Annotated in this window: 21 protein-coding genes; 9 read left to right on the forward strand and 12 right to left on the reverse strand. The window is 34.6% G+C overall.

Features of this window, described 5'->3' with window-relative positions:
* The first annotated feature begins 66 nt into the window (after nucleotides 1-66).
* The gene (gene dcm / locus UMM65_RS05730; protein ID WP_321975528.1) at nucleotides 67-1,326 is read left to right on the forward strand and encodes a DNA (cytosine-5-)-methyltransferase; all 1,260 of its coding nucleotides are present in this window, start codon (nucleotides 67-69) and stop codon (nucleotides 1,324-1,326) included.
* Here the strand turns inward: dcm and UMM65_RS05735 are convergent.
* Together UMM65_RS05735 and UMM65_RS05740 are read right to left on the reverse strand one after the other, a co-directional pair.
* Nucleotides 1,275-1,982 (reverse strand): PmeII family type II restriction endonuclease, encoded by a 708-nt coding sequence (locus UMM65_RS05735; RefSeq protein ID WP_321975529.1) that lies wholly within the window; start codon nucleotides 1,980-1,982, stop codon nucleotides 1,275-1,277. The genes dcm and UMM65_RS05735 overlap by 52 nt on opposite strands.
* 37 nt (nucleotides 1,983-2,019) lie before the next feature.
* Nucleotides 2,020-3,054: an endonuclease/exonuclease/phosphatase family protein gene (locus UMM65_RS05740; protein ID WP_321975530.1), complete on the reverse strand. Its 1,035-nt coding sequence runs from the start codon at nucleotides 3,052-3,054 to the stop codon at nucleotides 2,020-2,022.
* Nucleotides 3,055-3,201: 147 nt separating this feature from the next.
* On the opposite strand from UMM65_RS05740, the gene UMM65_RS05745 reads away from it, so the two are divergent.
* Nucleotides 3,202-4,941, forward strand: coding sequence for an ABC transporter ATP-binding protein (locus UMM65_RS05745; protein WP_321975531.1), 1,740 nt, complete (start codon nucleotides 3,202-3,204; stop codon nucleotides 4,939-4,941).
* 208 nt (nucleotides 4,942-5,149) lie between these two features.
* Here the strand turns inward: UMM65_RS05745 and UMM65_RS05750 are convergent, their stop codons facing one another.
* The gene (locus UMM65_RS05750) at nucleotides 5,150-7,570 is read right to left on the reverse strand and encodes an alpha/beta hydrolase family protein (RefSeq protein WP_321975532.1); all 2,421 of its coding nucleotides are present in this window, start codon (nucleotides 7,568-7,570) and stop codon (nucleotides 5,150-5,152) included.
* A gap of 224 nt (nucleotides 7,571-7,794) precedes the next feature.
* On the opposite strand from UMM65_RS05750, the gene UMM65_RS05755 reads away from it, so the two are divergent.
* Both UMM65_RS05755 and UMM65_RS05760 read left to right on the forward strand, forming a co-directional pair.
* Nucleotides 7,795-8,679: a phytanoyl-CoA dioxygenase family protein gene (locus UMM65_RS05755; protein ID WP_321975533.1), complete on the forward strand. Its 885-nt coding sequence runs from the start codon at nucleotides 7,795-7,797 to the stop codon at nucleotides 8,677-8,679.
* On the forward strand, nucleotides 8,676-9,794 hold the full coding sequence (locus UMM65_RS05760; RefSeq protein ID WP_321975534.1) for a sialidase family protein: 1,119 nt from the start codon (nucleotides 8,676-8,678) through the stop codon (nucleotides 9,792-9,794). Before UMM65_RS05755 ends, UMM65_RS05760 begins: the two co-directional genes overlap by 4 nt.
* A gap of 182 nt (nucleotides 9,795-9,976) precedes the next feature.
* On the opposite strand, the gene UMM65_RS05765 is transcribed toward UMM65_RS05760, so the two are convergent.
* The 5 genes from UMM65_RS05765 to UMM65_RS05785 form a co-directional block, all read right to left on the reverse strand.
* Nucleotides 9,977-10,492: an RDD family protein gene (locus tag UMM65_RS05765; RefSeq protein WP_321975535.1), complete on the reverse strand. Its 516-nt coding sequence runs from the start codon at nucleotides 10,490-10,492 to the stop codon at nucleotides 9,977-9,979.
* A 227-nt stretch (nucleotides 10,493-10,719) separates the two neighbouring features.
* Nucleotides 10,720-13,185, reverse strand: a complete 2,466-nt coding sequence (locus UMM65_RS05770; RefSeq protein ID WP_321975536.1) for a ribonucleoside-diphosphate reductase subunit alpha — start codon at nucleotides 13,183-13,185, stop codon at nucleotides 10,720-10,722.
* 232 nt (nucleotides 13,186-13,417) lie between these two features.
* The gene (locus UMM65_RS05775) at nucleotides 13,418-14,389 is read right to left on the reverse strand and encodes a ribonucleotide-diphosphate reductase subunit beta (RefSeq protein WP_321975537.1); all 972 of its coding nucleotides are present in this window, start codon (nucleotides 14,387-14,389) and stop codon (nucleotides 13,418-13,420) included.
* 333 nt (nucleotides 14,390-14,722) lie between these two features.
* Nucleotides 14,723-15,223, reverse strand: a complete 501-nt coding sequence (locus UMM65_RS05780; protein WP_321975538.1) for an outer membrane protein — start codon at nucleotides 15,221-15,223, stop codon at nucleotides 14,723-14,725.
* Between the two features lie 79 nt (nucleotides 15,224-15,302).
* Entirely contained in the window at nucleotides 15,303-15,878 is a 576-nt protein-coding gene (locus UMM65_RS05785) for a DUF3109 family protein (RefSeq protein WP_321975539.1), read from the reverse strand.
* A gap of 207 nt (nucleotides 15,879-16,085) precedes the next feature.
* Between UMM65_RS05785 and UMM65_RS05790 the strand changes: the two genes are divergently transcribed.
* On the forward strand, nucleotides 16,086-16,664 hold the full coding sequence (locus tag UMM65_RS05790; protein WP_321975540.1) for a MarC family protein: 579 nt from the start codon (nucleotides 16,086-16,088) through the stop codon (nucleotides 16,662-16,664).
* A gap of 2 nt (nucleotides 16,665-16,666) precedes the next feature.
* A complete protein-coding gene (locus UMM65_RS05795) occupies nucleotides 16,667-17,278 on the forward strand; it encodes an FAD-dependent oxidoreductase (protein WP_321975541.1) in 612 nt (203 codons plus the stop codon).
* A gap of 77 nt (nucleotides 17,279-17,355) precedes the next feature.
* On the opposite strand, the gene UMM65_RS05800 is transcribed toward UMM65_RS05795, so the two are convergent.
* The 3 genes from UMM65_RS05800 to UMM65_RS05810 all read right to left on the reverse strand — a co-directional run bounded on the left by UMM65_RS05800 (nucleotide 17,356) and on the right by UMM65_RS05810 (nucleotide 20,026).
* Complete coding sequence (locus tag UMM65_RS05800) at nucleotides 17,356-18,954, reverse strand: S41 family peptidase (RefSeq protein WP_321975542.1); 1,599 nt, start codon at nucleotides 18,952-18,954, stop codon at nucleotides 17,356-17,358.
* Nucleotides 18,954-19,379, reverse strand: a complete 426-nt coding sequence (locus UMM65_RS05805) for a deoxycytidylate deaminase (protein ID WP_321975543.1) — start codon at nucleotides 19,377-19,379, stop codon at nucleotides 18,954-18,956. Before UMM65_RS05805 ends, UMM65_RS05800 begins: the two co-directional genes overlap by 1 nt.
* A gap of 65 nt (nucleotides 19,380-19,444) precedes the next feature.
* On the reverse strand, nucleotides 19,445-20,026 hold the full coding sequence (locus tag UMM65_RS05810) for a HupE/UreJ family protein (protein WP_321975544.1): 582 nt from the start codon (nucleotides 20,024-20,026) through the stop codon (nucleotides 19,445-19,447).
* A 110-nt stretch (nucleotides 20,027-20,136) separates the two neighbouring features.
* On the opposite strand from UMM65_RS05810, the gene rsmI reads away from it, so the two are divergent.
* The 3 genes from rsmI to UMM65_RS05825 all read left to right on the forward strand — a co-directional run bounded on the left by rsmI (nucleotide 20,137) and on the right by UMM65_RS05825 (nucleotide 23,169).
* Nucleotides 20,137-20,808, forward strand: a complete 672-nt coding sequence (gene rsmI, locus UMM65_RS05815) for a 16S rRNA (cytidine(1402)-2'-O)-methyltransferase (protein ID WP_321975590.1) — start codon at nucleotides 20,137-20,139, stop codon at nucleotides 20,806-20,808.
* 653 nt (nucleotides 20,809-21,461) lie between these two features.
* Entirely contained in the window at nucleotides 21,462-22,586 is a 1,125-nt protein-coding gene (locus UMM65_RS05820; protein ID WP_321975545.1) for a DUF819 family protein, read from the forward strand.
* 1 nt (nucleotide 22,587) lies between these two features.
* Nucleotides 22,588-23,169 carry a uracil-DNA glycosylase family protein gene (locus UMM65_RS05825; RefSeq protein ID WP_321975546.1) on the forward strand — a complete coding sequence of 194 codons (582 nt, stop codon included), beginning with the start codon at nucleotides 22,588-22,590 and terminating at the stop codon, nucleotides 23,167-23,169.
* A gap of 106 nt (nucleotides 23,170-23,275) precedes the next feature.
* On the opposite strand, the gene UMM65_RS05830 is transcribed toward UMM65_RS05825, so the two are convergent.
* Nucleotides 23,276-25,777 (reverse strand): T9SS type B sorting domain-containing protein, encoded by a 2,502-nt coding sequence (locus UMM65_RS05830; RefSeq protein ID WP_321975547.1) that lies wholly within the window; start codon nucleotides 25,775-25,777, stop codon nucleotides 23,276-23,278.
* Nucleotides 25,778-25,935: the final 158 nt, after the last annotated feature.

Raw genomic sequence — 25,935 nt, forward strand, 5'->3', positions numbered from 1 at the left:
CGAAATTATTGTTATAATTTTGTAACCATGTATAAGGTTGTGTAATTTGGTTATCAATTATTGTAAATGAAAAATTATTATTCAATTTCAGAAGTCGCTGAAATTTTAGGAAAAAATACGGAAACACTCAGAAGGTGGGACAGAGATGGTAAACTTTCTGCTGTACGCGAACCCATGAGCAATTACAGGGTTTATAAAAAGGAACAGTTACTGCTTTTTCCTGAGTTTAATAGTTTTATAAATTCAGACGATAATTTTGAAAAACCTGACAATGATTATACTGTTTTAGAATTGTTTGCTGGAGCTGGCGGATTGGGAATTGGTCTTGAAAAAGCAGGAATCAATTGTGTTGCACTAAATGAAATTGATAAATGGGCTTGCCAAACGTTGCGGAAAAACAGACCAAAATGGAATGTTTTGGAAGGCGACATTAAGAATTTTGATTTTTCAGAATATAAAAATAAAGTCGATGTCGTTACGGGCGGTTTTCCTTGCCAAGCATTTAGCTATGCAGGTAAAAAATTGGGATTAGAAGATGCCAGAGGGACTTTGTTTTATGAATTTGCAAGGGTTGTGCAAGAAGTAAATCCTGTAATTTGTGTTGGAGAAAATGTTAAAGGTTTATTATCTCATGAAAAAGGGAAAACATTGGAAGGGATGATTTCCATTCTCGATGAAATAGGATATAACGTAGTTCCTGTTCAGGTATTGAAGGCTATAAATTATAAAGTTCCCCAAAAAAGAGAACGGTTAATTTTGGTTGGTGTTAGAAAGGATATCAATATTGAATACAATTACCCAAGACCGTCCGATAAAATTTACAATTTAGAGGATGCACTTAAAAAAGGAACACTTTATAAAACCGATGTTCCAAAATCTGAAGGAACAACGTATCCCGAGCATAAAAAAAATGTCCTCGATTTAGTGCCTCCAAAAGGATATTGGCGTGATTTACCTTTGAACATTCAGAAAGAATATATGCAAAAAAGTTTCTATTTAGGTGGTGGAAAAACAGGAATGGCAAGACGTATTGGATGGGATGAACCTTGTTTAACATTGACCTGTAGCCCAGCTCAAAAACAAACAGAAAGGTGTCATCCAGAAGAGACAAGACCGTTTACAGTAAGAGAATATGCTAGAATTCAAACATTTCCCGATGAATGGGAGTTTGTGGGTTCGGTTTCACAGCAGTACAAGCAAATTGGGAATGCTGTTCCGGTTAACCTGGCTAAAGAAATAGGCTATTCTCTGGTTACTTTTTTAAATCAGGTTTATCAGAAATCGAACAAGTCGGAATCTTCAATTTCTTTGGCCAAAGTTGTATAACCTATTTTAAAAAAATCTTCGGTATCTAAATTAATAATCATATTATCGAGTTCATGGACTAATTTTTCATAAAAATTAGGAAAGCCCGTTAATCTGTGCCAAAATTCTTTTCCGATAATTACAGGGTAAGTTTCATCTATTTTTTTATAATGTTGGCTTAATTGTTCTTCATTTCCATATAAAACACCTAAAATAAGATCTGAATTATTTAAAGTCATTGAGTTTGTTCTACCCAAATTAGCAACTTTAGAAAATTTTCGCTTTAACGGCCCAACATCACCAGAGTTTATGGTATTTGGCCCTGATTTTAGTTGGCACCATTTTTTTCTTCCATCTAATTTGTCAATAAATTCAATATCCATTTCAGGAATTAAAGAACCTTGTGCCAATCCCAGTTCAACAAACATTTTTTGTATTCTTGTTCCAAATGATGTTGTAATCGAAGTTCCCAATACTCTGGGGTAATAAAGTGCTTTAGCTATGCCGAGAGGGGTAAAATCGTCTTCTAAAACTTTAGATAAATATTTAACTATAATCGGATTTATTTTATAAGACTTTAACCTAGAATGTTCTTTTAGGACATTAATTTTATGATTTTCAAAAATAGAACCTCTGAAATAGTTGGTAATAATTTTTAATAAGTGTTTTTCTTCCATAGTGAAAACAAATATAAACTATCTATTAATAATACCGTTATTTCACCGGCCTATACTCAAAAGAAGCTTTTACAATTCCATGATCGGTAGAGCCATCTATTTTATGGTCTTCGGTATTTAAATGATCGTTAATGATTTCCACTCCTTTAAAAGCCCAAATTCTTTTTCTGGAATTATCGTAAAATTCTTGCGAAACTAAAATATGATCTAATGATTCTTTAATATTTTGATAGATATGGGTATAATAAACATTGCGTAAACTCCTTAACTGTTGCAATGCACCAGCGGTATAAAGCCCTGTATCACTCCCTCCGCTTGACAATCCACTTAGTAAGTAATTGGGCTGTCCAGTAATTATATTCAAGGTATTGCTATGTTGACTATCGTTTAAATCGCCCAAAACCACTACAGGAGTATCTGTGTTTTTTAGTTCTTCTGTAATTATCATTCTTAATGCGGCTGCCTCGGCAGTCCTACGAATGGTTGAGATTGCAGCACCCAAAGCTACGGAGTGGTTTTTATAATAATCTGCATTACCCCTATACCAATCTTCCCTATAAATTTCAGCGGGTCTTTTCGATTTTAAATGAGCTACATAAATCGATATGGTTTTACCATTACTTCTGGGCTTGATTTTAAAATGTAATATTGGTCTTGAAAATCGGGTCAAAGCTACATTAATAAGGGGTGTTTGAGGGTCTCCACCCGCATTCTTTAACATAAATTTATCGGGAAAATTTACAATCCATTCGGGGGAACCCACTAAAATATCCTTTTTAACCGCACCTGCACAAACTATTCGTTGCCCTTCTTGGTTATCAGGTACTAAAAGCTCGTAGGCATTCAAAACCCCGGCTTTTTTAAAAACATCTTCTAAAGCTTTTTTATGCCATAATTCTTGAAATCCCCAAGCGTTTACATTTCCATTTTTGATAACGCTAGCTGCCCAATCAACTTTTTTTGTATAAGTTGCCTCATCCCATCCATCGCGGTCTCTATACATTGGTAGATTATCCAAATTTAAATTATAAAGATTGAACGATGCAAAGCTAAGTTGAGTTCGTGCTGCCATAATATGTTTTTGAGCTATCAAATTACTAACAATAAATGAATTTGTCAATAGGGATTTTTCCCCTTTTTCCCAAAGGAGCGAAAAACGTATCTTTATGCCTAATTGTCAGCCAAAAATAATTGGCTCGGTTTTAGTCATTAGTGTGTAATGAGCAAAAAACAAAAAGTATCGTTTGCATGGGCATTTAAAGAGTTTATTTGGCCCAGAAAGAATATTGTATTATTAGGGTTATTTTTAATTATTTTAAAAAGTTTATCGGGGCTGGTGTTGCCATACGCCAGTAAAAATTTGATTGACGAGGTCATTCCCTCTAAAGACATACAAGCGTTAACGACGTTATTAATTTTTGTGTGTAGTGCTATTTTAATTCAGGCGGTAACATCTTTTTCGTTAACGCGATTATTAAGTGTGGAGGCTCAACATTTAATTTCATTGTTAAGAGCCAAGGTGCAAAAAAAACTGTTAACATTACCTATCAGTTTTTTTGATAATAATAAATCGGGGGCATTGGTTAGCCGTGTAATGACAGATGTTGAAGGTGTTCGGAATTTGGTCGGAACCGGTTTGGTACAATTAATTGGTGGCACAATTACAGCGATTATTTCATTGATTATTTTAATCAACCTAAATGCCACAATGACCTTTTTTGTATTGGTACCTGTTGCCATATTTGCATTTATTGCTTTAAAAGCATTTGGATATATCCGACCAATTTTTAGGGAACGTGGTAAAATCAACGCTGAAGTAACAGGTAGGTTGACGGAAACTTTAAACGGAGTCCGAGTAATAAAAGGTTTTAATGCGGAAGCACAAGAGAATAAAACTTTTGAAGACGGTGTGGAACGTTTATATCTAAACGTTAAAAAGAGCTTGACCGCAACAGCTTTAATGACAAGTTCTTCAACCTTTTTATTGGGTCTGGCTTCTGCGGGAATTATGGGAATTGGGGGTTATTTTATTATGGATAATACTATGACCTATGGGGAATTTGTATCCTTTACCCTGTTCTTAGGCTTTATGATTGCCCCAATCGTTCAAATGAGCAATATCGGGAGTCAACTTACTGAAGCTATGGCAGGTTTGGATCGTACCCAAGAGTTGATGCACATGACAGAAGAAGATAATCCGGAAAAGAGAAATGTCATTTTAAATGAAATCAAAGGTGATATTGTTTTTGATAATGTTTCTTTTAGTTATGAGGAAAACAAAGAGGTATTGCATAATATTTCGTTAAAAGCACCTTCGGGCAGTGTTACCGCGTTGGTAGGTTCTTCGGGTTCTGGTAAAAGCACCATCGCTGGTTTGGCGGCTACATTTCTAAATCCGATTGAAGGCAAAGTTACCCTTGATGGAATAGATTTGGCCAACGTAAATCTCAGCAGTTTTAGAAAACATCTTGCTGTAGTTTTACAAGATGATTTTTTGTACGAAGGCACTATCCGTGAAAATATTTTATTCCCCAGGTCTGATGCTACTGAAGAAGAACTATTGGAGGCTGTTAAAGGAGCATATGTAAATGAATTTACCGATAGGTTTGACGACGGTTTAGAAACCGTAATTGGCGAACGGGGTGTTAAACTCTCTGGCGGACAGCGTCAGCGGATTTCAATAGCCAGAGCTATTTTGGCAAATCCCAAAATTATTATTTTGGATGAAGCCACTTCTAATTTAGACACGGAAAGCGAATCGTACATCCAAAAAAGTTTGGGTACATTGATGGAAAACAGAACTACTTTTGTAATTGCTCACAGATTGAGCACTATACAAAAAGCGGATCAGATTTTAGTCATTGAAGACGGTAGGATTGTTGAACAAGGCAAACATGACGAACTTATTACCAAAAAAGGTAGATATCATGATTTATATACCTATCAGAGTAGGATATAAAGGTTGAAAAAAGTTTCGAGTTCTTTGGTTTCCAAATTCCAGTTTTAAAATTATCTATCAAAGGCAAAAAAGCTATTCCGCAGAGATTTACAGAATAAATCTAATAACCTTTAACGGCTTTATTTTTTAAAATTCAAAAATCGTTAATCAAAACTTCGTTTTAATTCCCCTCCTTTTTTCAAGGAGGGGTGCCTGAAGGGCGGGGTGGTTATTTCCCTTTATTCTTAACATACTTTTCCAACCATTGGTCTTGTTCCCAAAGTAAATGTAAAATACTTTCTTTAGCCCTATAACCATGACTTTCTTTGGGTAACATTACCAACCTTACTGTTGCTCCTAGACCCTTTAAGGCGTTGAAATAACGTTCACTTTGTAGTGGATACGTACCTGAATTGTTATCTGCAATACCGTGTGTTAATAATAATGGTGTTTTCATTTTCTCCGCATGCATAAACGGCGACATGGTGTAATACACCTCTGGAGCTTCCCAATAGTTACGTTCCTCACTTTGGAATCCGAATGGTGTTAACGTACGGTTGTATGCACCGCTTCTTGCGATTCCCGCTGCAAAAAGATCACTATGCGATAATAAATTGGCCACCATAAAAGCACCGTAACTATGACCACCTACGCCTACACGATTTCTATCAATATACCCTAATTCGTCAACAGCATCAATTGCCGCTTTTGCATTGGCCACCAGTTGCTTTCTAAAAGTGTCATTAGGTTGTTCATCGCCCTCGCCTACAATGGGAAAAGCGGCATCATCTAATACTACATAACCTTTATTTACCCAATAAATTGGTGAGCCCCAATACGGTGCGATAAATTCATTGGGATTACTGGTATTTTGCGAAGCACTACTTTTGTCTTTAAATTCTCTGGGGTAGGCCCATAAAATCATTGGCATCTTTTCTTTTTTCTCCATATCGTAACCAACTGGAAGATACAATGTGCCAGAAAGTTCCAGTCCATCATCACGTTTATAGGTAATTACCTCTTTGTGTACATCTTGAATGGCCTTAAATGGGTTTTCAAAAGAAGTTAATTGTGTTAGTTTTTTGTTCCTTACATTTCTGAAATAGTAATTTGGGTATTCGCTCGGAGATTCTATTCTCACTAACAATTGGTTTTTATCAACGTCAAAATCGTTCAAATTTTCGAGTTTGTCCGTATATTTTGATTGATATAGCCGTTGTTTGGCTTTGCTTTTTAAATCCATTTTATCTAGAAAAGGGAATTGACCTTTTTCGGAAAAACCTCTACCGATTAGATAAGCATTATTTCTTTTATCTAGGGCTAAAATAGTACTGCCCATGTCGTTTCTTTTGGTAACAAAAGAGCCAGGATCGGCATACACGTCTTGGTAATTTCTATCTTCGATAATTTCCGGTTTTTGAGAAGCATCCGACGGATTAAAAACATAGGTTTTAGTATTTCTGGTATTCCACCAATAATCATAGGCTATAGCCAAGTTGTCGTTTGCCCATTGTATTCCCGAATACCGATTTATGGTTTTTAAAATGGGTTGGCCATCACCTTTAAAAGGAGCTTCCAGTTGAAAAATTTCATCCCTAAAATCGACTTTATTTTCAGGATCGCCACCATCTAAAGCCTCTGCATAAATTAACGTTGCCGGTTTATCTGCACGCCAGCTAAAGTTTCTTCTACCTTTTTCCGTTGCCATAAAGCCTTGCGGCAGATCTTCCAATAACGGCGATTCCAATACCGTGGCTACTTCCATTCCATTTTTAGTGTAGATTTTAGTTTTGGAAGGAAAACGACGATAGGTAACTATATAAGAAAAAGGTTTTTCTACAGTTGACACCATGACATAGCTGCCATCGGGCGAAAAAGTGATAGATTCATACATTGCACTTTCCAACCATTTTTGAGAAATTCCGTTTAAGGAAATTTTGTGCAGTTCAGAAAGGGCCAATTGCTCAAAATTATGCTCATCATTGGGGTTTTTTAACAAATCTTGATACGTTCTGTTTTGTGCTTTTTTACCGTCATTAACAGAAACCGTAGGGCCATCGGGAATAGCTTTTGAAGTGTTTATCAATTCTTTTCTATCCTCGGAAAGCATTTTTACCAAAATATGCTCACTATCTTCAAACCAATTTATAACATCTCGCATATTGGCGTTGATATTGGCTTCAGTCAGTTTTTTTGCACTTACATTGGCAATGTCAATAACCCATAATTCAACACCTTTAGGAGTGGTTTGTGTAAAAGCAATCTTTTTTTGATCGGGACTCCAACTAAAATTAGCAATTCTCGGATTATCAGGTAGACCCGATACTTGAATCAAATCAGCTTTTTTACTCCCCAAACTTTTCATTTTAATATTGTTGTAGTAATTGGTTCTACTACCAATATTAGTTTTAGGATTGATACGCAATCCACCCAAACGCAATTCATCTTCTGAAAGTTCAGCTATCGTTTTAAAAGCATCTCTGTATAGGAAAATCATTACGGATTTACTGTCATCCATAATAACGGATGGAGCTAATGGTACATCAACCAAATCTAAAATTTCTTTAGAAGGTTTTTGGTAAGTAACATTTACTTGGGCATTTATTTTTAAAATAAAAAGAAATAGGAAAGCATAAATTATTGATTTCATGGCTAAGTATTTAGTTAAAAAAATTGACTATGCTAAGTTATGATTTTTAATGTAAATATTCAATGATTGTTTTTTATGCAAACTTGACGTACTTTTATTGAATGTAAAGTTGGTAAAGAGAAAGGCTATTTTATGTCTTGGAAAAATAATAAAGCTATTCAATCAACAAAGAATGATCAGTTAGCACAAACAAACCAAAACTACGTGCAGTTAAAATGTAAATTATGTCAACAATTAGAGATTTAGCGGACTATCATCATTTGCTTAGTGATTTATTCAAGCAGCCCCAATCAAATGAAGAGTGGGAGAAATACCGTTTGAGTGATGAGCAAGTTGCCCATTTTCATGAATATGGCTATGTATCAGAAATCAAATTATTGGATGAAAATCAGGTTGATTTTTTAAATGAACAATTGACTGAGGTAATGAACCCTAATCACCCTGCACATTATTTGTTTTATGAGTTTCACAGTAATGAATCGAATGATCCCAATTCTGTTTTATTTCATTCTTTGGGACATTGGCGTATATCTGAAGGTTTTCACGACGTAATATGGAATCCTGCTTTTGTAATAGCAGCCCATCAGCTACTCGAAAATAAACCAGTACGGTTTTGGCACGATCAGTTGTTTTGCAAACCAGCAAAACATGGAGGTGTGGTGGCTTGGCATCAAGACTATTCATATTGGACACGTACAATTGCCATGCAGCACCTTACTTGTTGGGCCGGTTTGGATGATGCTACTATTGATAACGGTTGCCTTCACTACATTCCTAAAAGTCACAAATGGGGACTGTTAAATGCCCCTGAACTGGCAGGAGACATGGATGGACTTTTACAATATTTAACCAAAGAACAAAAACAAGAGTTTAAGCCTTTACCTATTGAATTGAAAAAAGGATATGCCACTTTTCATCATCCTTTAATGGTGCACGGTTCTTATGAAAATAAGTCTGAAGTTAGCCGAAGAGCATTCGTTCTAAACGTTTTTGCAGATGGAACCATTAGTAATACCGATGATGAACTTTTACAGGGGGTACCTATAATACCAAAAGGCAAAAAAATGGAAGGTAAATTTTTTCCATTAATCTATAAATCTAATTCATGAAAAATTTAATTCTAGTAGTTGTATGTTCTATTACATTAGTTGTATATGGACAAAAACCTGAAAGGAACACTATACCTGACGAACTTAACTTTACGAATTTATTTAACACCTCAATGGCAGATAGTGTTAGTTGTTATCGAATTCCAGCCTTAGTCACTGCACCTAATGGAGATCTAATTGCTGCTATTGATGAGCGTGTACCTTCTTGTGGCGATTTAAAATGGAGCAAGGAAATCAACATAGTTATCAGACGAAGCTCTGATAATGGCAAAACTTGGTCAGCTATAGAACGTGTAGTAGATTTTCCTTACGGGCAATCCGCTTCAGACCCTTCTATGATTGTGGATAATGAAACCAATGAGATTTTTATGTTTTATAGCTTTATGGATTTGGATAAAGAACTGAATGTCTATTATTTACACGTAACAAAAAGTTCGGACAACGGAAAAACATGGAGCGAACCCGAAGATATTACTTCGCAAATTACAAAACCTGAATGGCATAACGATTTTAAATTTATCACTTCGGGCAGAGGTATCCAAACCAAAGATGGACTATTATTGCATTGTATGGTAAATTTAGAAAGCGGTATGCACGTATTTGGTAGTGATGACCATGGCAAAACATGGCTCTTCATTGATACTCCCTTAAAACCCGCCGACGAATCAAAAATTGTGGAATTGGTAGATGGAACGCTAATGGTTAATGCCCGTGTTAACAAGGCGAGTATGAGATATATTCACACTTCAAAAGACAGTGGTAAAACGTGGACCACCCAAGAAGAACCAGCATTAATTGATCCTGGTTGTAATGCGAGCATTATTCGTTATACCTCTATTGAAGATGGTTATAAAAAAAACAGATTGTTGTTTTCTAATGCCAATAGCATAGACAAACGCGAAAATATGACCGTAAAAATCAGTTATGACGAAGGTAAAACATGGTCAAAAGGAAAGACTGTTTACGCTGGTAGTTCAGCATACTCGTCTTTAACCATTCTTAAAAATGGTGATATAGGTTTGTTTTTTGAAAAAGATGATTATACGGAGAATTCTTTTGTGAGTTTTTCGTTAGAGTGGTTGACTGATGGTGAGGATAGGTTAGAGAAGAAATAAAACATGTTGAAACCACTAGTTGCAAACTCTCGGTAGCTGGGACTAAATTAGTAATATCTTTAAAACTATCTTCTAAAATTATCGTGCTAAATGCAGGTTGTAATAATTTTAACGATTGGATTGAAGAATAAAGCGGCACCCAAAATAGTTAATGGTGTTTAGATCTATATATGGAGTTTATTCTAGAGATCTTTTGAGCCAAGCTGTTGATAATTTTTATGATGGGTTTTTTGTTCGTTAAAAATTTTATCATCAACCACAAAGGTTTTTGAAATAGAATCATGCCATCCTTTTTTACCTAAAAAGGAGAGTTGATCAAAAGGGATAATTCTGCATAGTGAGCGTTTGATAAACACTTCAAAAGGTGGTTTTTCTCCATTTTCTAGAACTACTTTTGACCTGGTAATTAATTTACCAATACTTTTTTGAGATAGGCTTTCTAATACCACATAATATATTACTAAAAGAACGGCAGTTAACAGCCTGTCTATAATCGGATTAAAATTTTCTAATTCTAAAAGAAATGTTATAAGTTCTTCATTTGCCATTATTTTAGCAATAAGGTATAGCACCATCCCCAATAGAAAAAACAAAGAATAGAAAAAAGCTATATCAATTATATAATTAAGTAGTCTTTTACCTTTACCAGCCAACATTTCGTCTGTTACCCTAAATTCCTTATAGTTTAATACTTCCATTTACCGTAAATTAAAAAAAGACATAGGCTTTTAACGAAATGTAGTGCTTATTATTTTGAAAAAACAAAAATCTCGAAACCAATTCAGTTTCGAGATTTTTAAATTAAACACAACTATTTTTATTAAAACTCTAAAGACTTCTGTTTGTCTCAAATTTAAAGTGAGATACCGCCCTTCGGTGGCATTAATTTAACAACGTAATTTTAAAGTTTAAAATTACTGTTTCATTAAGATCCACACATTAAACAATCATCATCACCTTGGCTTTCTTTGGCCAATGCAATCATAGCCTTATACTCTTCAGGTGTCATTGAAACATCATCCGAAATTACAGGAGAAGGAGTTGAAGACTTTTCAATATTTACCTGTGTTTCAATTGCAACGGCTTCGGGCTTTTTAATCTCTTCTTTCTTATTGGTCAGCGTAAATTGAGTGGCATTTACCGCCGATTTGGTTCTTAAGTAATACATACCCGTTTTTAAACCAGATTTCCAAGCATAATAATGCATAGAGGTGAGTTTTCCATAATCGGGATCTTTTAAGAAAAGATTTAATGATTGAGATTGATCTATAAAATAGCCTCTCTGACGTGCCATGTCTATAATGTCTTTCATACTTAACTCCCAAACTGTTTTGTACAAATCTTTCAATTCTTGTGGAATTTCTTCAATGTGTTGTACTGAACCGTTTGCACGCATAATACTTTCTTTCATAGTATTGTCCCAAAGATTAAGTTCTACCAAATCTTCTAACAAGTGTTTATTCACCACAATAAACTCTCCTGAAAGCACTCTACGTGTGTAAATATTTGAAGTGTAAGGTTCAAAAGCTTCATTATTACCTAAAATTTGAGAGGTTGATGCTGTTGGCATTGGTGCAACTAATAATGAGTTGCGTACACCATGTTTCATTACATTTTTACGTAATTTTTTCCAGTCCCAATTTCCACTAAGGTCATCTTCGGAAATATTCCACATGTTAAATTGGAACTCACCTTCTGACATTGGTGAACCTTTAAAAGTTGAATAAGGCCCTTTTGCTTTGGCAATTTCCATAGATGAGGTTACCGCAGCAAAATAAAGCGTTTCAAAAATATCTTGATTTAATTTTTTGGCTTCATCAGAAGTAAAGGGTAAACGCAACATGATAAAAGCATCCGCTAATCCTTGAATACCCAATCCGATGGGTCTATGACGGAAGTTCGAATTCTCAGCTTCTTTTACAGGATAATAATTTCTATCAATTACCGTGTCCAGATTACGAGTTGCTTTTTTAGTAACGTCAAATAACTTTTTGTGGTTAAAATATTTTTTACCTTCTGCATCTTCACTAATAAACATTGGCATGGCAATAGAAGCTAAATTACATACAGCAACTTCATCTTTTGCTGTATATTCCATTATCTCAGTACATAAGTTTGACGAACGAATAGTACCTAAATTCTTCTGATTCGATTTTCTATTTACCGAATCTTTATAGAGCATATAAGGTGTTCCGGTCTCGATTTGAGATTCCAGTATTTTTTCCCATAATTCACGTGCTTGGATGGTCTTTCTGCCTTTTCCTACTTTTTCGTAACCTTCGTATAATTTTTCAAATTCATCACCGTAAGTATCAAATAAATGCGGACACTCATTTGGGCACATTAAAGTCCATTCACCATCTTCTTGAACTCGCTTCATAAATAAATCTGGAATCCACATGGCATAAAACAAATCGCGAGCACGCATTTCTTCTTTACCGTGGTTCTTCTTTAGATCTAAAAAGTCGAAAATATCTGCATGCCAAGGTTCTAAATACATGGCAAAAGAACCTTTACGTTTACCACCACCTTGATCCACATAACGTGCTGTATCGTTAAAAACACGCAACATTGGTACAATACCATTTGAGGTTCCGTTTGTGCCTCTTATGTAGGAGCCTGTGGCTCTAATATTATGTAAAGACAAACCAATACCTCCAGCAGATTGAGAGATTCTAGCGGTTTGTTTCAAAGTATCATAAATACCATCGATGCTATCTTCTTGCATTTGTAATAAAAAACATGAGGACATTTGTGGTTTAGGGGTACCTGCATTAAATAATGTAGGTGTAGCATGGGTAAAATATTTTTTACTCATTAGTTCGTACGTCTCGATTGCAGCATCAATATCATCTAAATGGATACCGATAGACACACGCATTAGCATGTGTTGTGGACGCTCAACGATATTACCGTTAATTTTTAAAAGATAAGAACGTTCTAAGGTTTTGAACCCAAAAAAGTCATAATTAAAATCGCGGTTGTAGATTATTGTAGAATCCAGTTTTTCAGCATTGTCTTGAATAATTTTATAGACATCATCCGCAATCATCGGTCCTTTTTTGCCAGTACGAGGATTTACGTATTGGTAAAGATCCGTCATGGTTTCAGAGAATGATTTTTTGGTATTTTTATGTAAGTTAGAAACGGCAATCCTAGCGGCAAGTTTTGCATAATCTGGATGTTGAACTGTCATGGTAGCCGCAATTTCTGCCGCTAAACTATCTAATTCTGAAGTTGAAACCCCGTCATAAAGCCCTTCAATAACACGCATGGCAACTTTTACAGGATCAACCAATTTGTTTAATCCGTAACACATTTTTCTTACCCTAGCGGTAATTTTATCAAACATTACCGGTTCTCTTTTTCCGTCTCTTTTTAGTACATACATATTGTTAAGTTATTTAGTTATTAGGTTAATAGTCATTGGTTAATTTGGTATTTGTCATTCAGAGCGAAATGCAATGAAGTGAAGAATCTCATTAATGTGAATACTGTTTTCAAAAGATTCTTTCAGCCATTGTACCGAGCTCAATCAAGACTTATGTAAAGCATCATGAGATTCCCACCTTGCTCCTCCGCTAAAGCTGTGGTGGCACGCAGACGCGGGAATGACAGACTCGTTAAAAATCAGCATCAAAGCTAATACTGCCCGTTCCACCAGATTTTACTCCAGCTTTTTGGTATTCAGAAACTTTTTTCTCAAAGAAATTGGTTTTTCCTTCTAGAGAAATCATTTCCATAAAATCAAATGGATTGGCTGAGTTATATACCTTTTCGCAACCAAACTCTACTAGAAGCCTGTCAGTTACAAACTCTAAGTATTCAGTCATTAATTTGGCATTCATTCCGATAAGGCTAACAGGAAGCGATTCTGTTATAAAGCTTCTTTCTATATCAAGTGCATCGCAAAGTATTTCTTTGATTCGTTCTTTAGGGACTTTATTTACCATGTGGTTATTATGCAGGTGCACGGCAAAATCGCAATGCATACCTTCGTCTCTTGAGATTAATTCGTTAGAGAACGTAAGACCTGGCAAAAGACCTCTTTTTTTCAACCAAAATATGGAGCAGAAACTACCAGAAAAGAAGATACCTTCAACGGCGGCAAAAGCAATCAAACGTTCTGCAAAACTTGGACTATCTATCCACTTCAATGCCCATTGTGCTTTGTCTCTAATAGCAGGAAAAACCTCAATGGCCCTAAATAATTGGTCTTTCTCTTTTTCGTCTTTTACATAAGTGTCAATAAGCAGAGAATAGACCTCAGAATGGATGTTTTCCATCATAATCTGAAATCCGTAAAAGAATTTTGCTTCGGTATATTGCACTTCAGACACAAAATTTTCAGCTAAATTCTCATTTACAATACCATCGGAAGCGGCAAAAAAGGCTAAAACGTGCTTGATAAAATACTTTTCATCATCAGTCAGTTTGTTGTTCCAATCGTTAATATCCTTTTCCAAGTCAATTTCTTCGGCGGTCCAAATACTGGCTTGCTGTAATTTATACCATTCCCATAAATCTGGATGTTGGATTGGAAAAATTACAAATCTGTTGTCATTAGGTTCAAGAATTGGCTCAATTTGAGACATAATAGTAGAATTAGTTTAAATTAGAAAAATAATTGCTGGATTTTTTTGTTGAAAACCGAGTTTACAAAGGTTCATTTTTTTGACGAGGAATCAAAGCCATAATTATTCACAAAACACGTGAAGTTTTTAACAAACGACATTAAAATTGTTTATTACTTATTAAAACTAAGTTAATTATATCACTGATAGTCAGCTTATTAAAAATAGGTCTCTTTAGCGAGTAAGGAAGTTTGCTGGGTTTTTGAAATTCTGCTTAAATGGAAATTTAAAAACAAAAAAAAGAGCCAATAAAAATTGACTCTTTAGTTATTTAAGAAATTATTCTTTTTAGAGTTATAGCTCGTATAAAATACCACCGGCAAAAACTACTTGGCTATAATTGCTAATTACATATTTTAACTCCGCAAAAACACTCAGTTGATCTGTAAATTTCCATCTGCCGCCACCGCCAATATTAAGCCCTAAGCTATTTCCTTTAACTTTAAATTCATCATCATTAAGTCTGTAATCACCAGTATTGTAACTTGAGTAATTTAAACCCGCCAACGGATAAACATCAAGCTCATCCATCATTATTTCGATTTTATAGTGTCCATTAGCATCTACAGCAAATAAATTTCTTTCGTAGCCATATAATTTACTACCAAAAAAATAAGATATACTTGGTGAGATAGAAATATTATCCATAATTTCTACTTCGGCTTTTGCCAAGATTCCCGGGCCTCCCATTTTATCGTTAAAACCTACACCTCCACCAATAGAAAATTGTGCATTCATGGTAGTTATTCCTCCAATTAAGGCAACTGCAAAAACTAACTTTTTAATAAATTTCATTTGTTTAAATTTTTCTGTTTAATTAAGAACAAATATATACATTTTAACAATTATTCTTCTTAAAATATTGGTAAAAAAATTATTGTTGACCTTTCATCTTTTCCGCAACTTTTTCCAATTCTTCATACCAGTCTTCACCAAATTTTCTGATTAAAGCATGCTTTACAAATTTGTAAACAGGCACTTGAAGCTCCTTGCCCAAAGTACAAGCGTCGTCACAAATTTCCCATCTGTGGTAATTTACGGCCGCAAATTCTGAATAACTTTTTACCCTAACTGGATATAAATGACAAGAAATCGGTTTTTTAAAAGTGATTTCACCTTGGTTGTAAGCCTCTTCTATACCGCATTGGGCAATGCCTTTTTCATCATAATTAATATAAACACAACTGTCATCTCTTGGTATTAAGGGGGTTTCAAATTCTCCATCCACAGTAACAAATAACCCTTGGTCTTCAATGGCCTCTATACCTTCTTTCGTTAAATAGGGTTTTACTTTAGGGTAAATATCCATTAAGGTTTTCAACTCATCTTCTTCAAGCGGTGCACCCGCTTCACCATCTACACAACAAGTTCCTTTACACGCAGAAAGATTGCAGACAAAATCATTTTCAATAATTTCTTCAGAAACTATGGTTTTACCTAATTGAAACATTTTACATCTAATTGAAACGGCAAAAGTACGTGATATTTGTGTAAATGTTTAATTGTTTATTGGTTCAATCGTGTAATTTGTGGTTTATATTTTTTGTAAAAAGGTTGTATTTAATATAATTTAAAAAACACATTAAAATTTTAAATTTTTAATATCAAATCTCGAATTTTTAGTACTACTTTTGCCGAAAATTTAAAAACGAAGAAAATGCAGTTAGATTTTAAAGAAATAATGACAGCAACTATGGTCTTATTTGCTGTTATAGATATAGTGGGAAGCATACCCATAATTATAGATTTACGTCAAAAAGTTGGACATATACAGTCAGAAAAAGCATCAATTGTTGCAGTAATAATTATGATTGTATTTCTATTTGTTGGAGAGGAAATTTTGAAGCTAATTGGTGTTGATGTAAATTCATTTGCTGTGGCAGGTGCTTTTGTTATTTTCTTTTTGGCATTGGAAATGGTGTTAGGAATAGAATTGTATAAACATAATGCTCCTGAAACCGCAAGTGTTGTGCCATTGGCCTTTCCGCTAATTGCAGGTGCGGGTACAATGACTACCATACTTTCGCTACGTGCAGAATACGAAACAATTAGCATTGTAATTGCAATCATTATCAATACTATTTTTGTATATATTGTATTAAAACTATCTAAAAGGATTGAACGCTTGCTAGGCAGAGGTGGAATAGATGTAATTAGAAAAATATTTGGTGTAATTTTATTGGCCATTGCTGTAAAACTGTTTGCGGCAAATATTCAAGATTTATTTAATCATTAAAAATGAAAAATTTTGACATTCTTATTATTGGTGGAGGTGCGGCTGGAATGTCTTGTGCTTTAATTTTGGGTTCTGCCAAAGAAAAGGATTTTGCCAAAAACAAAAAAATTGGAATTATTATACATCAAAAAGCATCTCACCTACAAGATGCCCTATTTAATAATGTTTTGGGATTAGATGCTGGTACAACTGGACAGTATATTCTTGAAACGGGTAAAAATCAACTTTTTGAGTTATACCCACATGTTTCTCAAATTGAAAAAGAAAAGGTTACTGAAATTAAACATTTACATGATAGTTTTAAGGTTGTTACCAACCAGTCTGATTATAACGCCAAAGAAATTGTAATAGCCGTTGGCTATACCAACACTTTTTTTATAAAAGGATTGGAACAGTATGTAGTGCCTCATCAAAAAGCAAAACCTGAAAAAAACCGTATTCAGCTAAAGAATAATGACCATTTAGTTGCTGATGGAATATATGTTGCCGGTACTTTGGCGGGATGGCGTAGTCAATTCGCTATTGCATGTGGCAGTGGAGCATCAGTAGCTACCGATATTTTAACAAAATGGAACGGTGGTGAACACACAAAAGTGCATGATAAGGTAAAGTAAGTCGGCAGTCCGCAATGGCAGTTTTCAGTTTTTTAGGTATAAACCAATTTCAAGACGTGACACGTAACACTCTGAACTCATAAGTCCGAACTCATAACTGGATTCCCTTGCATTTCCAGCTCTTTTACTCTTTTTAACATCTCATCGCCATTATTTAATACCTGATAAAATAAATTTTCATCAAATAAATTCCGAGCAAAAAGTGCTTTTAAATAGCGTTTTAGATGAGGAGTTATTATATCGGAAATTTTACTTTCATCGTCAAAAAGTGAAAGGTATTCTTTCAAAATTTCACCGTCATCGTCAAAATTTTGCTTAAAATCTCCCTCTGTCCAAGTATTCATTTTTTCACGGTGATTATCTACATATTCAAATACAAAATCCTGCATAGTTGCAAAATGAAATCTGCCTAAATATGCTGTTGTATCGATACTCACAAAAACATCAGGAACAATGCCGCCGCCACCATAAACGTTTTTACCCTTTGGGGTAACAAACTTTAAAGAATCAACTACTTTGATACTATCAAAATTGGTTAATTCACCATTATGGTATCGAGTAATTCTATCATTATAATAACTCTGACCATTTCCGGTATTATATGGTTTTTGAATAGATCTTCCAGTTGGTGTATAATAACGTGATACGGTTAACCTAACGGCAGAACCATCGCCCAATTCCATTTCCTGTTGTACCAATCCCTTACCAAAAGAACGGCGACCGACAATTACACCTTTATCGTTATCCTGTAAAGCTCCGGCTACTATTTCACTGGCCGAGGCAGAAACTTCATCAATTAGAACATACACCTGTCCTTTTTCAAAATCGCCTTTTGAAGTAGCAAAAGTTTTATCTATTTTTCCACCTTTATTTTTAGTGAAGACTATCAGCTTGTCATCTTCTAAAAACTCGTCAACAATTTGGGTAGCTATCCCCAAATAACCTCCGGGATTTCCCCTTAAATCCAACACCAAGCGTTTCATATTTTTTTGCTTTAATGTGTTTAACGCGGTTTTAAACTCATCATAAGTTTTGTTAGCAAACTTGTCTATTTTTATATAGCCCAAGGTATCCGTTAACATATAGTAACTTGGTACGCTTTCTAATGGAATAGTACCTCTTTTTAAGGTGAAATTCAACAGCGTATCTTTATATTTTCTATACACCTTAATTTTAACTTTTGTATTGGGTTCGCCCTTGAAGGTTTTGATAATATAATTGCTCATCAGGTTTTTCCCATATAATGTATCGTTATTGGCAATTAAAATTCTATCACCAGGCTCAACGCCCGCTTTATCGCTCGGGCCGTCTTTTACCACATTGGTAACCGTTAAAGAATCATTATACATAAAAAAGCGAATGCCTACACCTACAAATTCGCCGTTCATAGTCTCGGCTATAGCATCATGCTCACTTGCAGGAATATAAACCGAATGTGGATCCAGTTTACCTAAGATGTTTCTAATTGTACCATCTAATAAACTATCGGTATCTACCTTATCAACATAATCGTACTGAATATAGTTTATCAATCGTTTAATTTTTGCTTCTTGAGGATTGGTATTAAAAAGTAACGCGGCACTTTTCTGAGGATAATCTAACATACTGCCAATAAAAATACCCAAGGCAACGGCCAACGATAAAAATAGAGGATAATATATTTTGTTCTTACTCATTATGTTTGATTGATATAGACAAGTTCCACACCTGCTTTTTCTAAAAATTTTAAACCAGAATCGTCTTTATAGGCATCGGCGTAAACTAATCTTTTAATGCCCGATTGATGAATGAGCTTGCTACACTCTTTACACGGCGACATGGTTATATAAAGTGTGGCACCATTACAACTTTGTGTAGATGAAGCTACCTTTAAAATAGCATTAGCTTCAGCATGTAAAACATACCATTTTGTATAATTATCATCGTCTTCACAAACATTCTCAAAACCAGTTGGGGTGCCATTATATCCATCGGAAATAATCATTTTTCCTTTTACGATTAAGGCTCCTACCTGACGACGTTTACAATAAGATAGCTTGGCCCATTCCTTTGCCATTTTTAAATAGGCAACATCATATTTACGTTGTTTTTCTGGTGTCATTTTAGGTATAACGAAATATTAGTCGGCAAAGTACCGATAAATTAATGGGTTTTTTTGTTAAATTTTTACCAAAATATGCGATCAAAAAGCATCGGTATTACTACCCCAATTACAATGGATGATAATACCAGTACCCAATCCCTTTTTGAAATCCTAAAAAAAGTTTGGGCAATGTAACCTAAAACCAATAGTGTTATTACAATAATTACTTGAGCAATTTCTATACCAATTGCAAATTCTAATAACGGTAAAAGTTTGGCTTCACTATCGTCCATAAGCATTCTAAAATAATTGGAAAAGCCCAAACCGTGTATCAATCCAAAGAAAAGGGCAAAAAATAAATTAACATTTGAGTTTTTTTGTTTGCTCTTCTTTACGGTAAAAATATTGACGGCTGCGGTGATAAAAATAGTCAACGGGATTAAAAACTCAACAATGGAAATATTTACATTTATAACTTTATAAGCGGCCAATGCTAATGTCAGCGTATGAGCAATGGTAAAAAGTGTTACCAACCAAATGACTTTTTTCCAATTGCTAAAATTGTAAATTACAACTAATGCAATTAAAAATAATATGTGATCATAAGCCTGCCAATCAAGCACATGATATAAACCTAATTTTAAGTATAGGATAAAATCTTCCATAAAAATAAAAAATACAAATTCCAAGTATGCTAAAGCAAATATAATGAAAACAAAACATGGTCTGATATTTAACAAACTTTGTTAAATTGCGTTTCTAAATTTAAAAATTGATTCCAAAACTATACATCGTTCCCACTCCAATAGGTAATTTAGATGATATGACTTTTAGAGCTGTAAAGGTTTTAAAAGAAGTGGATACTATTTTGGCCGAAGATACTCGTACTTCTGGTAAACTATTAAAACATTTTAATATTGGCACACCTATGCAAAGCCATCATATGCACAATGAGCATAAAATGGTAACGCGAATTGTTGAAAGACTAAAATCAGGTGAATCCATTGCTTTGATTTCCGATGCGGGTACTCCAGCAATTTCCGATCCTGGATTTTTATTGACCCGAGCTTGTATAGAAAATGATATTGAAGTGGAGTGTCTACCTGGTGCAACCGCTTTTGTACCAGCGTTGGTAAATAGTGGGTTACCCAATGATAAATTTATTTTTGAAGGATTTCTACCCATTAAAAAGGGAAGGCAAACAAGATTGGAACTATTGGCAGAAGAACCAAGGACGATGATTTTTTATGAATCGCCGCACAAATTGATAAAAACATTAACCCAGTTTGCGGAGTACTTTGGTGAAGAAAGAAAAATATCTGTTTCACGTGAGTTGACCAAATTGTATGAAGAAACAGTCAGGGGAACTTTAAAAGAAATTTTGGAACATTTTGAGAATAAACCGCCTAAAGGGGAGTTTGTAATTGTTTTAGAGGGTAGAAAATAAGTCTTACATAGAAACTACCTGAACCACAAAAAAATTCAAATAACTTCTAAAATTTGAATTATTTTATCACTAAAGAATATAATTAGTATTACAACAAGAATTATAATGGGCAATAAAACCCAGATTGAAATCCATTTTACTGATTTATAAAACCATTTTCCAAACTTCCCTATATCAATATTTATTAAATTCATTTTAGTTGATTGTTGGATTTGATAATCTGTAATTAATTTTTTTCATATTTCCCAATTGATTCGATCTTAGATTTATCAACATTTTTAAGTTGATTTATGCGTCTTGATTTTCCAATTTCAACAATTAAAGTCCTTATAATTATTGAAAGAAAGAGCGATACGGCAATTATATTTGTATTCATACTTTTAATTTTATTCCAATATTAATTATTAAAATATAAAACATACCCGATTTATAGTAATGTAGATTTTTTGTAAAATTAAAACTTAACAAAACCCTGTTTATGACGCTTAACGTTTTTCAAATGTATATCCAAAATGAATCTTGTAATAGGACAATTTAAAAATAAAAAGTTTACACCCTTAAAATCAAATAATTAACTGTAAAAATCAATTATTATCGCTTAAATTTTAAAATTTAATGTAACTTTCAACGGCATAATTCTCAACATCCAACCCATGACCCCTTGGCTAATCACAATTTTTACCGTTGTTGCCGTTTATTATCTCGATAAATGGGAAAATAAACACATCAAATCTTTATTCGATTGGGTGCCTGCCATTTTATTGGCATATTTAATTCCCGCTGGTATTTCAGCATTGTTGGGTCAGGATTTTTCTGCCGATACCATTCACGATTATAGCAAAACTTATTTCATTCCACTCGCCATTGTGGCCGTAATGAGTAGTTTGTCCATTGGTCAATTAAAAGCCATTGGTTGGAAACCTATCTTATTATTTGCTTTGGGTTCTATGTGGATAGCTATTTTTCCGGTAACCTTAGCCCTTATCTTTTTAGATACAGAATTGATTGCCCAAACTTTTATAAATCAAGAATATTGGAAAGGAATTCCCCCTATTGTGGGAAGCTGGATAGGTGGAAGCACAAGTCAATTGGTTTTAAAAGAATTAGTAGAGTGTCCAGAAAATATTTTTTTAACGGTGTTAGTATTGGATAATATTCTTGTAAATATTTGGACAATCTTAATGTTTCAAACCATTAAAAAAAGCAGGTTTTTAAACAAGAAATTAAAGATTACCAACTTGGCAATGCCAGATGAGATAAAGAGCCTTGATACTGAATTTATAAAACCTTTTTTGTGTTTTTTACTTTTAATTTTTAGTGTGTTGGCTACAAACCACTTTGTAGATAGTTTTGTGGTAAAAATTATTGTTTTGTCTATATTAGGATTGGTTTTTAGCAATTTTATTCCGAAATGGAACTTTAAATTTGTATTAAAACTAGGCGGAATTTTAATTTTGATTGTAATGGCGGTGTTGGGATTAAAACTAAAGTTCAGTTTGGTTCAATTTGAATGGAGTTTTTTAGGCTTTTTAATTATTTGGTTAATTAGCCATTTTGTTATTATGCTGATTATTGCTAAAGCTTTAAATATCAATACGGCTTGGGTGCCTATTGCCAGTATGGCCAATGTTGGTGGTATTGCCACAGCCCCGGCAGTTACGGCAGCTTATGAAAAGAAATGGATGCCTCATGCCATAATTTTAGCCATTTTGAGTATGGCAACGGGTACTTTTTGGGGAATGTTAACTATCTATTTATTCAAATGGTTTGTTGTATAAAATGAAGAATCTTTTAATAAATATTAGAAAATGCGACGTTTGTAAGGCACATTTACCGTTGGGGCCAAGACCCATTGTTACTGCTAGCATCAATTCTAAAATTGTAATTATTGGTCAAGCTCCAGGAACTAAAGTGCATAAAACTGGTATTGCTTGGAATGACCCTAGCGGAATACAATTGCGAAAATGGCTAGGTGTTACCGATAAAACATTTTACAATACAGAAAAAATAGCAATTATGCCCATGGGATTTTGTTATCCTGGAAAAGGAAAATCGGGAGATTTGCCTCCCAGACCCGAATGTGCACCATTGTGGCATCAACAAATTTTAGAAAAAATGCCCAATGTTGAATTGATTGTTCTCATTGGAATGTACGCTCAAAAGTATTATTTAAAGGATAAAGCTAAAAGAACATTGACCGAAACCGTAAAAAATTATAAGGACTATTTGCCAAATTATTTCGTATTGCCGCATCCATCACCTAGAAATAGGTTTTGGTTGACAAAAAATCCTTGGTTCGAAGAAAGTGTGTTGCCTGTTTTGAAGGAAAAAGTGAAAATTATTTTAGATCATAGAAAATAGAGAAAAGAGCATGGAGCAAAAAAGGTTATTCATTAGAGCCACACAGAGAAAAAAGAGATTCACAGAGCGTTTCTTCTAACGACTAAAGACGAACGACCAGAGACTACTATCGTCTAACCAAACTAAAATGTCCTTTTCTATTTCTGACATTACCGTTTTTATCGGTGAGCTGCACTTTAAACCAATAGTCGCTAGCGGGCATTGGGTTGCCCTTATAAGTACCATCCCAACCTTTATCGTTTACATTGGTTTTAGCCAACATTTTTCCAAATCTATCATAAATATAAATAGTTGACATTTGAAAGGAGTCTTCATTAATACCCTTTATTTGCCAAGTATCGTTGAACCCGTCGTTGTTTGGTGTAAAGAATTTTGGAAACCCAATAACGGAAACGTCTATACTTGTTGTTCCGCAATTATTTTGTTCTCTAATATATATGGTATGGATTCCAGCCGAGACATTTTCAAATAAAGGTTCTGTTTGATACGCCCCATCGGCATCATCCAAAGCAAATTCGTAATCGCCAATGCCTAAGTTTTCGGTATTAATAGTTATTGAATTATTTTCCGAATCATCCTTTATTAGGATGTCGTTCAGAGTAATATTGGCTAAGTCAGACTCCTTAACTGTAATTGTTTTTGGTGTTGAAGTACATCCTAAGGTAGAAGTTGCAGTAACGGTATAAATACCTTTAGAGGTTACGGTCGCGGTAGGATCGGTACTAATTGTTTCATCGTTTTCGTTTTTCCATTCGTAACTATAGTCATCTTTCGGATTAAAAGTTTCTAAAGTAAGTATTCCAATGTTCAAACAAAAGGCAGCATTGGTTTCAATTTCAAATTCTGGACTCGGATTTACTTTCAACACTAAACTTGGGCTAATTCCATAACAAGCTCCGTTGTTGGCACTTTCCACGCGGACAAAAAGTGTTTCGGTATAAGGATTTTCATTAATATAATTAGCTTGATCAATAATTTCATTTTCTTCTAATTGGGCATCGACTAGGTTTTTGAAATAAGCAACTTTTAGGTTTTGACCCGTTGGAAATTGATTAATCAATTGATTAGATGCCTCGGTAAGATCAAAAACCGCAATGCCGTCATTAGCGTCTAAATTATCACAACCTACCAAATTATATGAATAACCGTTAGTAAAAGAGGTTGTTGAGACTTCTAAATTTACGGTAGAAATCAAAAAACAAGCATTCGGTTTTTCAACACGGGCATAAACCGTGGTGCTAGTTTGATTCTCGAATGGAAATGGATTGATGGAATTTATGTTACTCTCCGCATCCGCTACTGATAAATGATAGGAGACCCGTAGTTCATCATTACCTTTTGTAATTATTTCAGTGGCCTCGTTTAAATTAAAAATGGTATACCCATCAGCAACCTCATCAACATCACAATTTTTGAAATTTAACATGGGTAAAATGTCGGGTAGTTCTTTTGCGGTGGCAATTACGGGAATTCTTGGGCTTTCTTCACACCCAGCTCCAACAACGGAAGCATAAAAAGTAGTAGTATTGGTAATGTTCGGGTTAAAAATTTCTCCTGTAAACAAAATGGACCCACCTGTGGGGCTGTTGTGCCAAACTACATCTCCAATGGCTGAGGTTGCCTTTAATGAAATCTGCCCAGGACCACATCGTGTTGCGGGAAAAGTAGCATTAATGGTTGGAATATACATCTCCGTACTTGCCGAAATGTTTACAACAGGATCTCCGGGCATACCACCATATTCCACAATATACCCCTTGGGCTGAAAGTCGCCTTCGGCAGCACCGGTATTGCTTAAATCGTTCCAAGAACCAGGGATTCCTATATTCGGATCTGTAATATGTGCATAATCTTCACCGTTCAAATCATTAGGTTCGTTCGTATTCCAAAAGGCGAACGTTGGGGAGTTTCCTACGGCTAATCCAAACCAAAAAAAGGTGCCTTTTTCAGGACCCGTTTCCCATTTCCAATTACCTTCGGTTTCGGCATCGCTACCACCGATCCATCCCGTTCCCTTCGCTTGTTCCCCAGCTAATTTTGCCTCATCTGCAGAGGTTATTGTAACTAAATAGCCTTGCAGTCCAAGGTAAGTTCTGTTTTCTGCCGCTACCTTTGCATCTGTCCAAGTAATGCCAATATCCGAAACATATTCATAATAATGATCGGTAGATGGTAAATAATTTGCAGAACCTATGGTAAATGAAAAAGACCTGTTTCCGGAAACATTTACAGAATTATTTGTAAAAACAACATCTTTAACCGCAGCGATTAAATCGGTATAGTTTACATCCAAACCATTGGCACCATTCAATGTCAACTTTCCTTCCAACATACTCCAAGAAGAAACAATATTTGGATGCGATGTGCTATTGTTCAACTTTAATTCATCTTCTCCATTAACATAACCTTCTGAGATTTGAATGTACAATGCTTTTATGGTACTATCGTCCGGATCAATAATATCAAAACTGGTAACAATATTAACCTCTGACAATGGACAATAGGCTTGGTTACCTACCGCATTTATAGTTGGTGGCACGTTGTTTTGCGACCAACTTAAATAGGTAAATAAAAATAAGATTATATAGTAGTATTTCTTTACAATCATTAACCAAGCAATTTTTGGTAGGTAAAAATAGTCAATTCTATGTCAATGGGTTTGATGAGAAAAAAGATTGGCTTTTAATGGCTGTAATAAAAACTTTTTTGTAACTTTAATGTTTCTCAAACCTTACCTATGGATATTTTACATGCTAATATTATACC

The sequence above is a fragment of the Aureibaculum koreense genome, assembly GCF_034296135.1.
Taxonomy (GTDB): domain Bacteria; phylum Bacteroidota; class Bacteroidia; order Flavobacteriales; family Flavobacteriaceae; genus Aureibaculum.

Bases quoted from the DNA above. Each gene is read 5' to 3' on its own strand.
- UMM65_RS05775 (WP_321975537.1), bottom strand. From the start codon at position 14,389: ATGTCTCAAATTGAGCCAATTCTTGAACCTAATGACAACAGATTTGTA.
- dcm (WP_321975528.1), top strand. From the start codon at position 67: ATGAAAAATTATTATTCAATTTCAGAAGTCGCTGAAATTTTAGGAAAA.
- UMM65_RS05825 (WP_321975546.1), top strand. From the start codon at position 22,588: ATGAAGAATCTTTTAATAAATATTAGAAAATGCGACGTTTGTAAGGCA.
- UMM65_RS05750 (WP_321975532.1), bottom strand. From the start codon at position 7,570: ATGAAATCAATAATTTATGCTTTCCTATTTCTTTTTATTTTAAAAATA.
- UMM65_RS05830 (WP_321975547.1), bottom strand. From the start codon at position 25,777: ATGATTGTAAAGAAATACTACTATATAATCTTATTTTTATTTACCTAT.
- UMM65_RS05780 (WP_321975538.1), bottom strand. From the start codon at position 15,223: ATGAAATTTATTAAAAAGTTAGTTTTTGCAGTTGCCTTAATTGGAGGA.
- UMM65_RS05740 (WP_321975530.1), bottom strand. From the start codon at position 3,054: ATGGCAGCACGAACTCAACTTAGCTTTGCATCGTTCAATCTTTATAAT.
- UMM65_RS05810 (WP_321975544.1), bottom strand. From the start codon at position 20,026: ATGGAAGATTTTATCCTATACTTAAAATTAGGTTTATATCATGTGCTT.
- UMM65_RS05805 (WP_321975543.1), bottom strand. From the start codon at position 19,379: ATGACACCAGAAAAACAACGTAAATATGATGTTGCCTATTTAAAAATG.
- UMM65_RS05795 (WP_321975541.1), top strand. From the start codon at position 16,667: ATGAAAAATTTTGACATTCTTATTATTGGTGGAGGTGCGGCTGGAATG.
- UMM65_RS05765 (WP_321975535.1), bottom strand. From the start codon at position 10,492: ATGGAAGTATTAAACTATAAGGAATTTAGGGTAACAGACGAAATGTTG.
- UMM65_RS05790 (WP_321975540.1), top strand. From the start codon at position 16,086: ATGCAGTTAGATTTTAAAGAAATAATGACAGCAACTATGGTCTTATTT.
- UMM65_RS05770 (WP_321975536.1), bottom strand. From the start codon at position 13,185: ATGTATGTACTAAAAAGAGACGGAAAAAGAGAACCGGTAATGTTTGAT.
- UMM65_RS05745 (WP_321975531.1), top strand. From the start codon at position 3,202: ATGAGCAAAAAACAAAAAGTATCGTTTGCATGGGCATTTAAAGAGTTT.
- UMM65_RS05735 (WP_321975529.1), bottom strand. From the start codon at position 1,982: ATGGAAGAAAAACACTTATTAAAAATTATTACCAACTATTTCAGAGGT.
- UMM65_RS05755 (WP_321975533.1), top strand. From the start codon at position 7,795: ATGTCAACAATTAGAGATTTAGCGGACTATCATCATTTGCTTAGTGAT.
- UMM65_RS05760 (WP_321975534.1), top strand. From the start codon at position 8,676: ATGAAAAATTTAATTCTAGTAGTTGTATGTTCTATTACATTAGTTGTA.
- UMM65_RS05820 (WP_321975545.1), top strand. From the start codon at position 21,462: ATGACCCCTTGGCTAATCACAATTTTTACCGTTGTTGCCGTTTATTAT.
- UMM65_RS05800 (WP_321975542.1), bottom strand. From the start codon at position 18,954: ATGAGTAAGAACAAAATATATTATCCTCTATTTTTATCGTTGGCCGTT.
- UMM65_RS05785 (WP_321975539.1), bottom strand. From the start codon at position 15,878: ATGTTTCAATTAGGTAAAACCATAGTTTCTGAAGAAATTATTGAAAAT.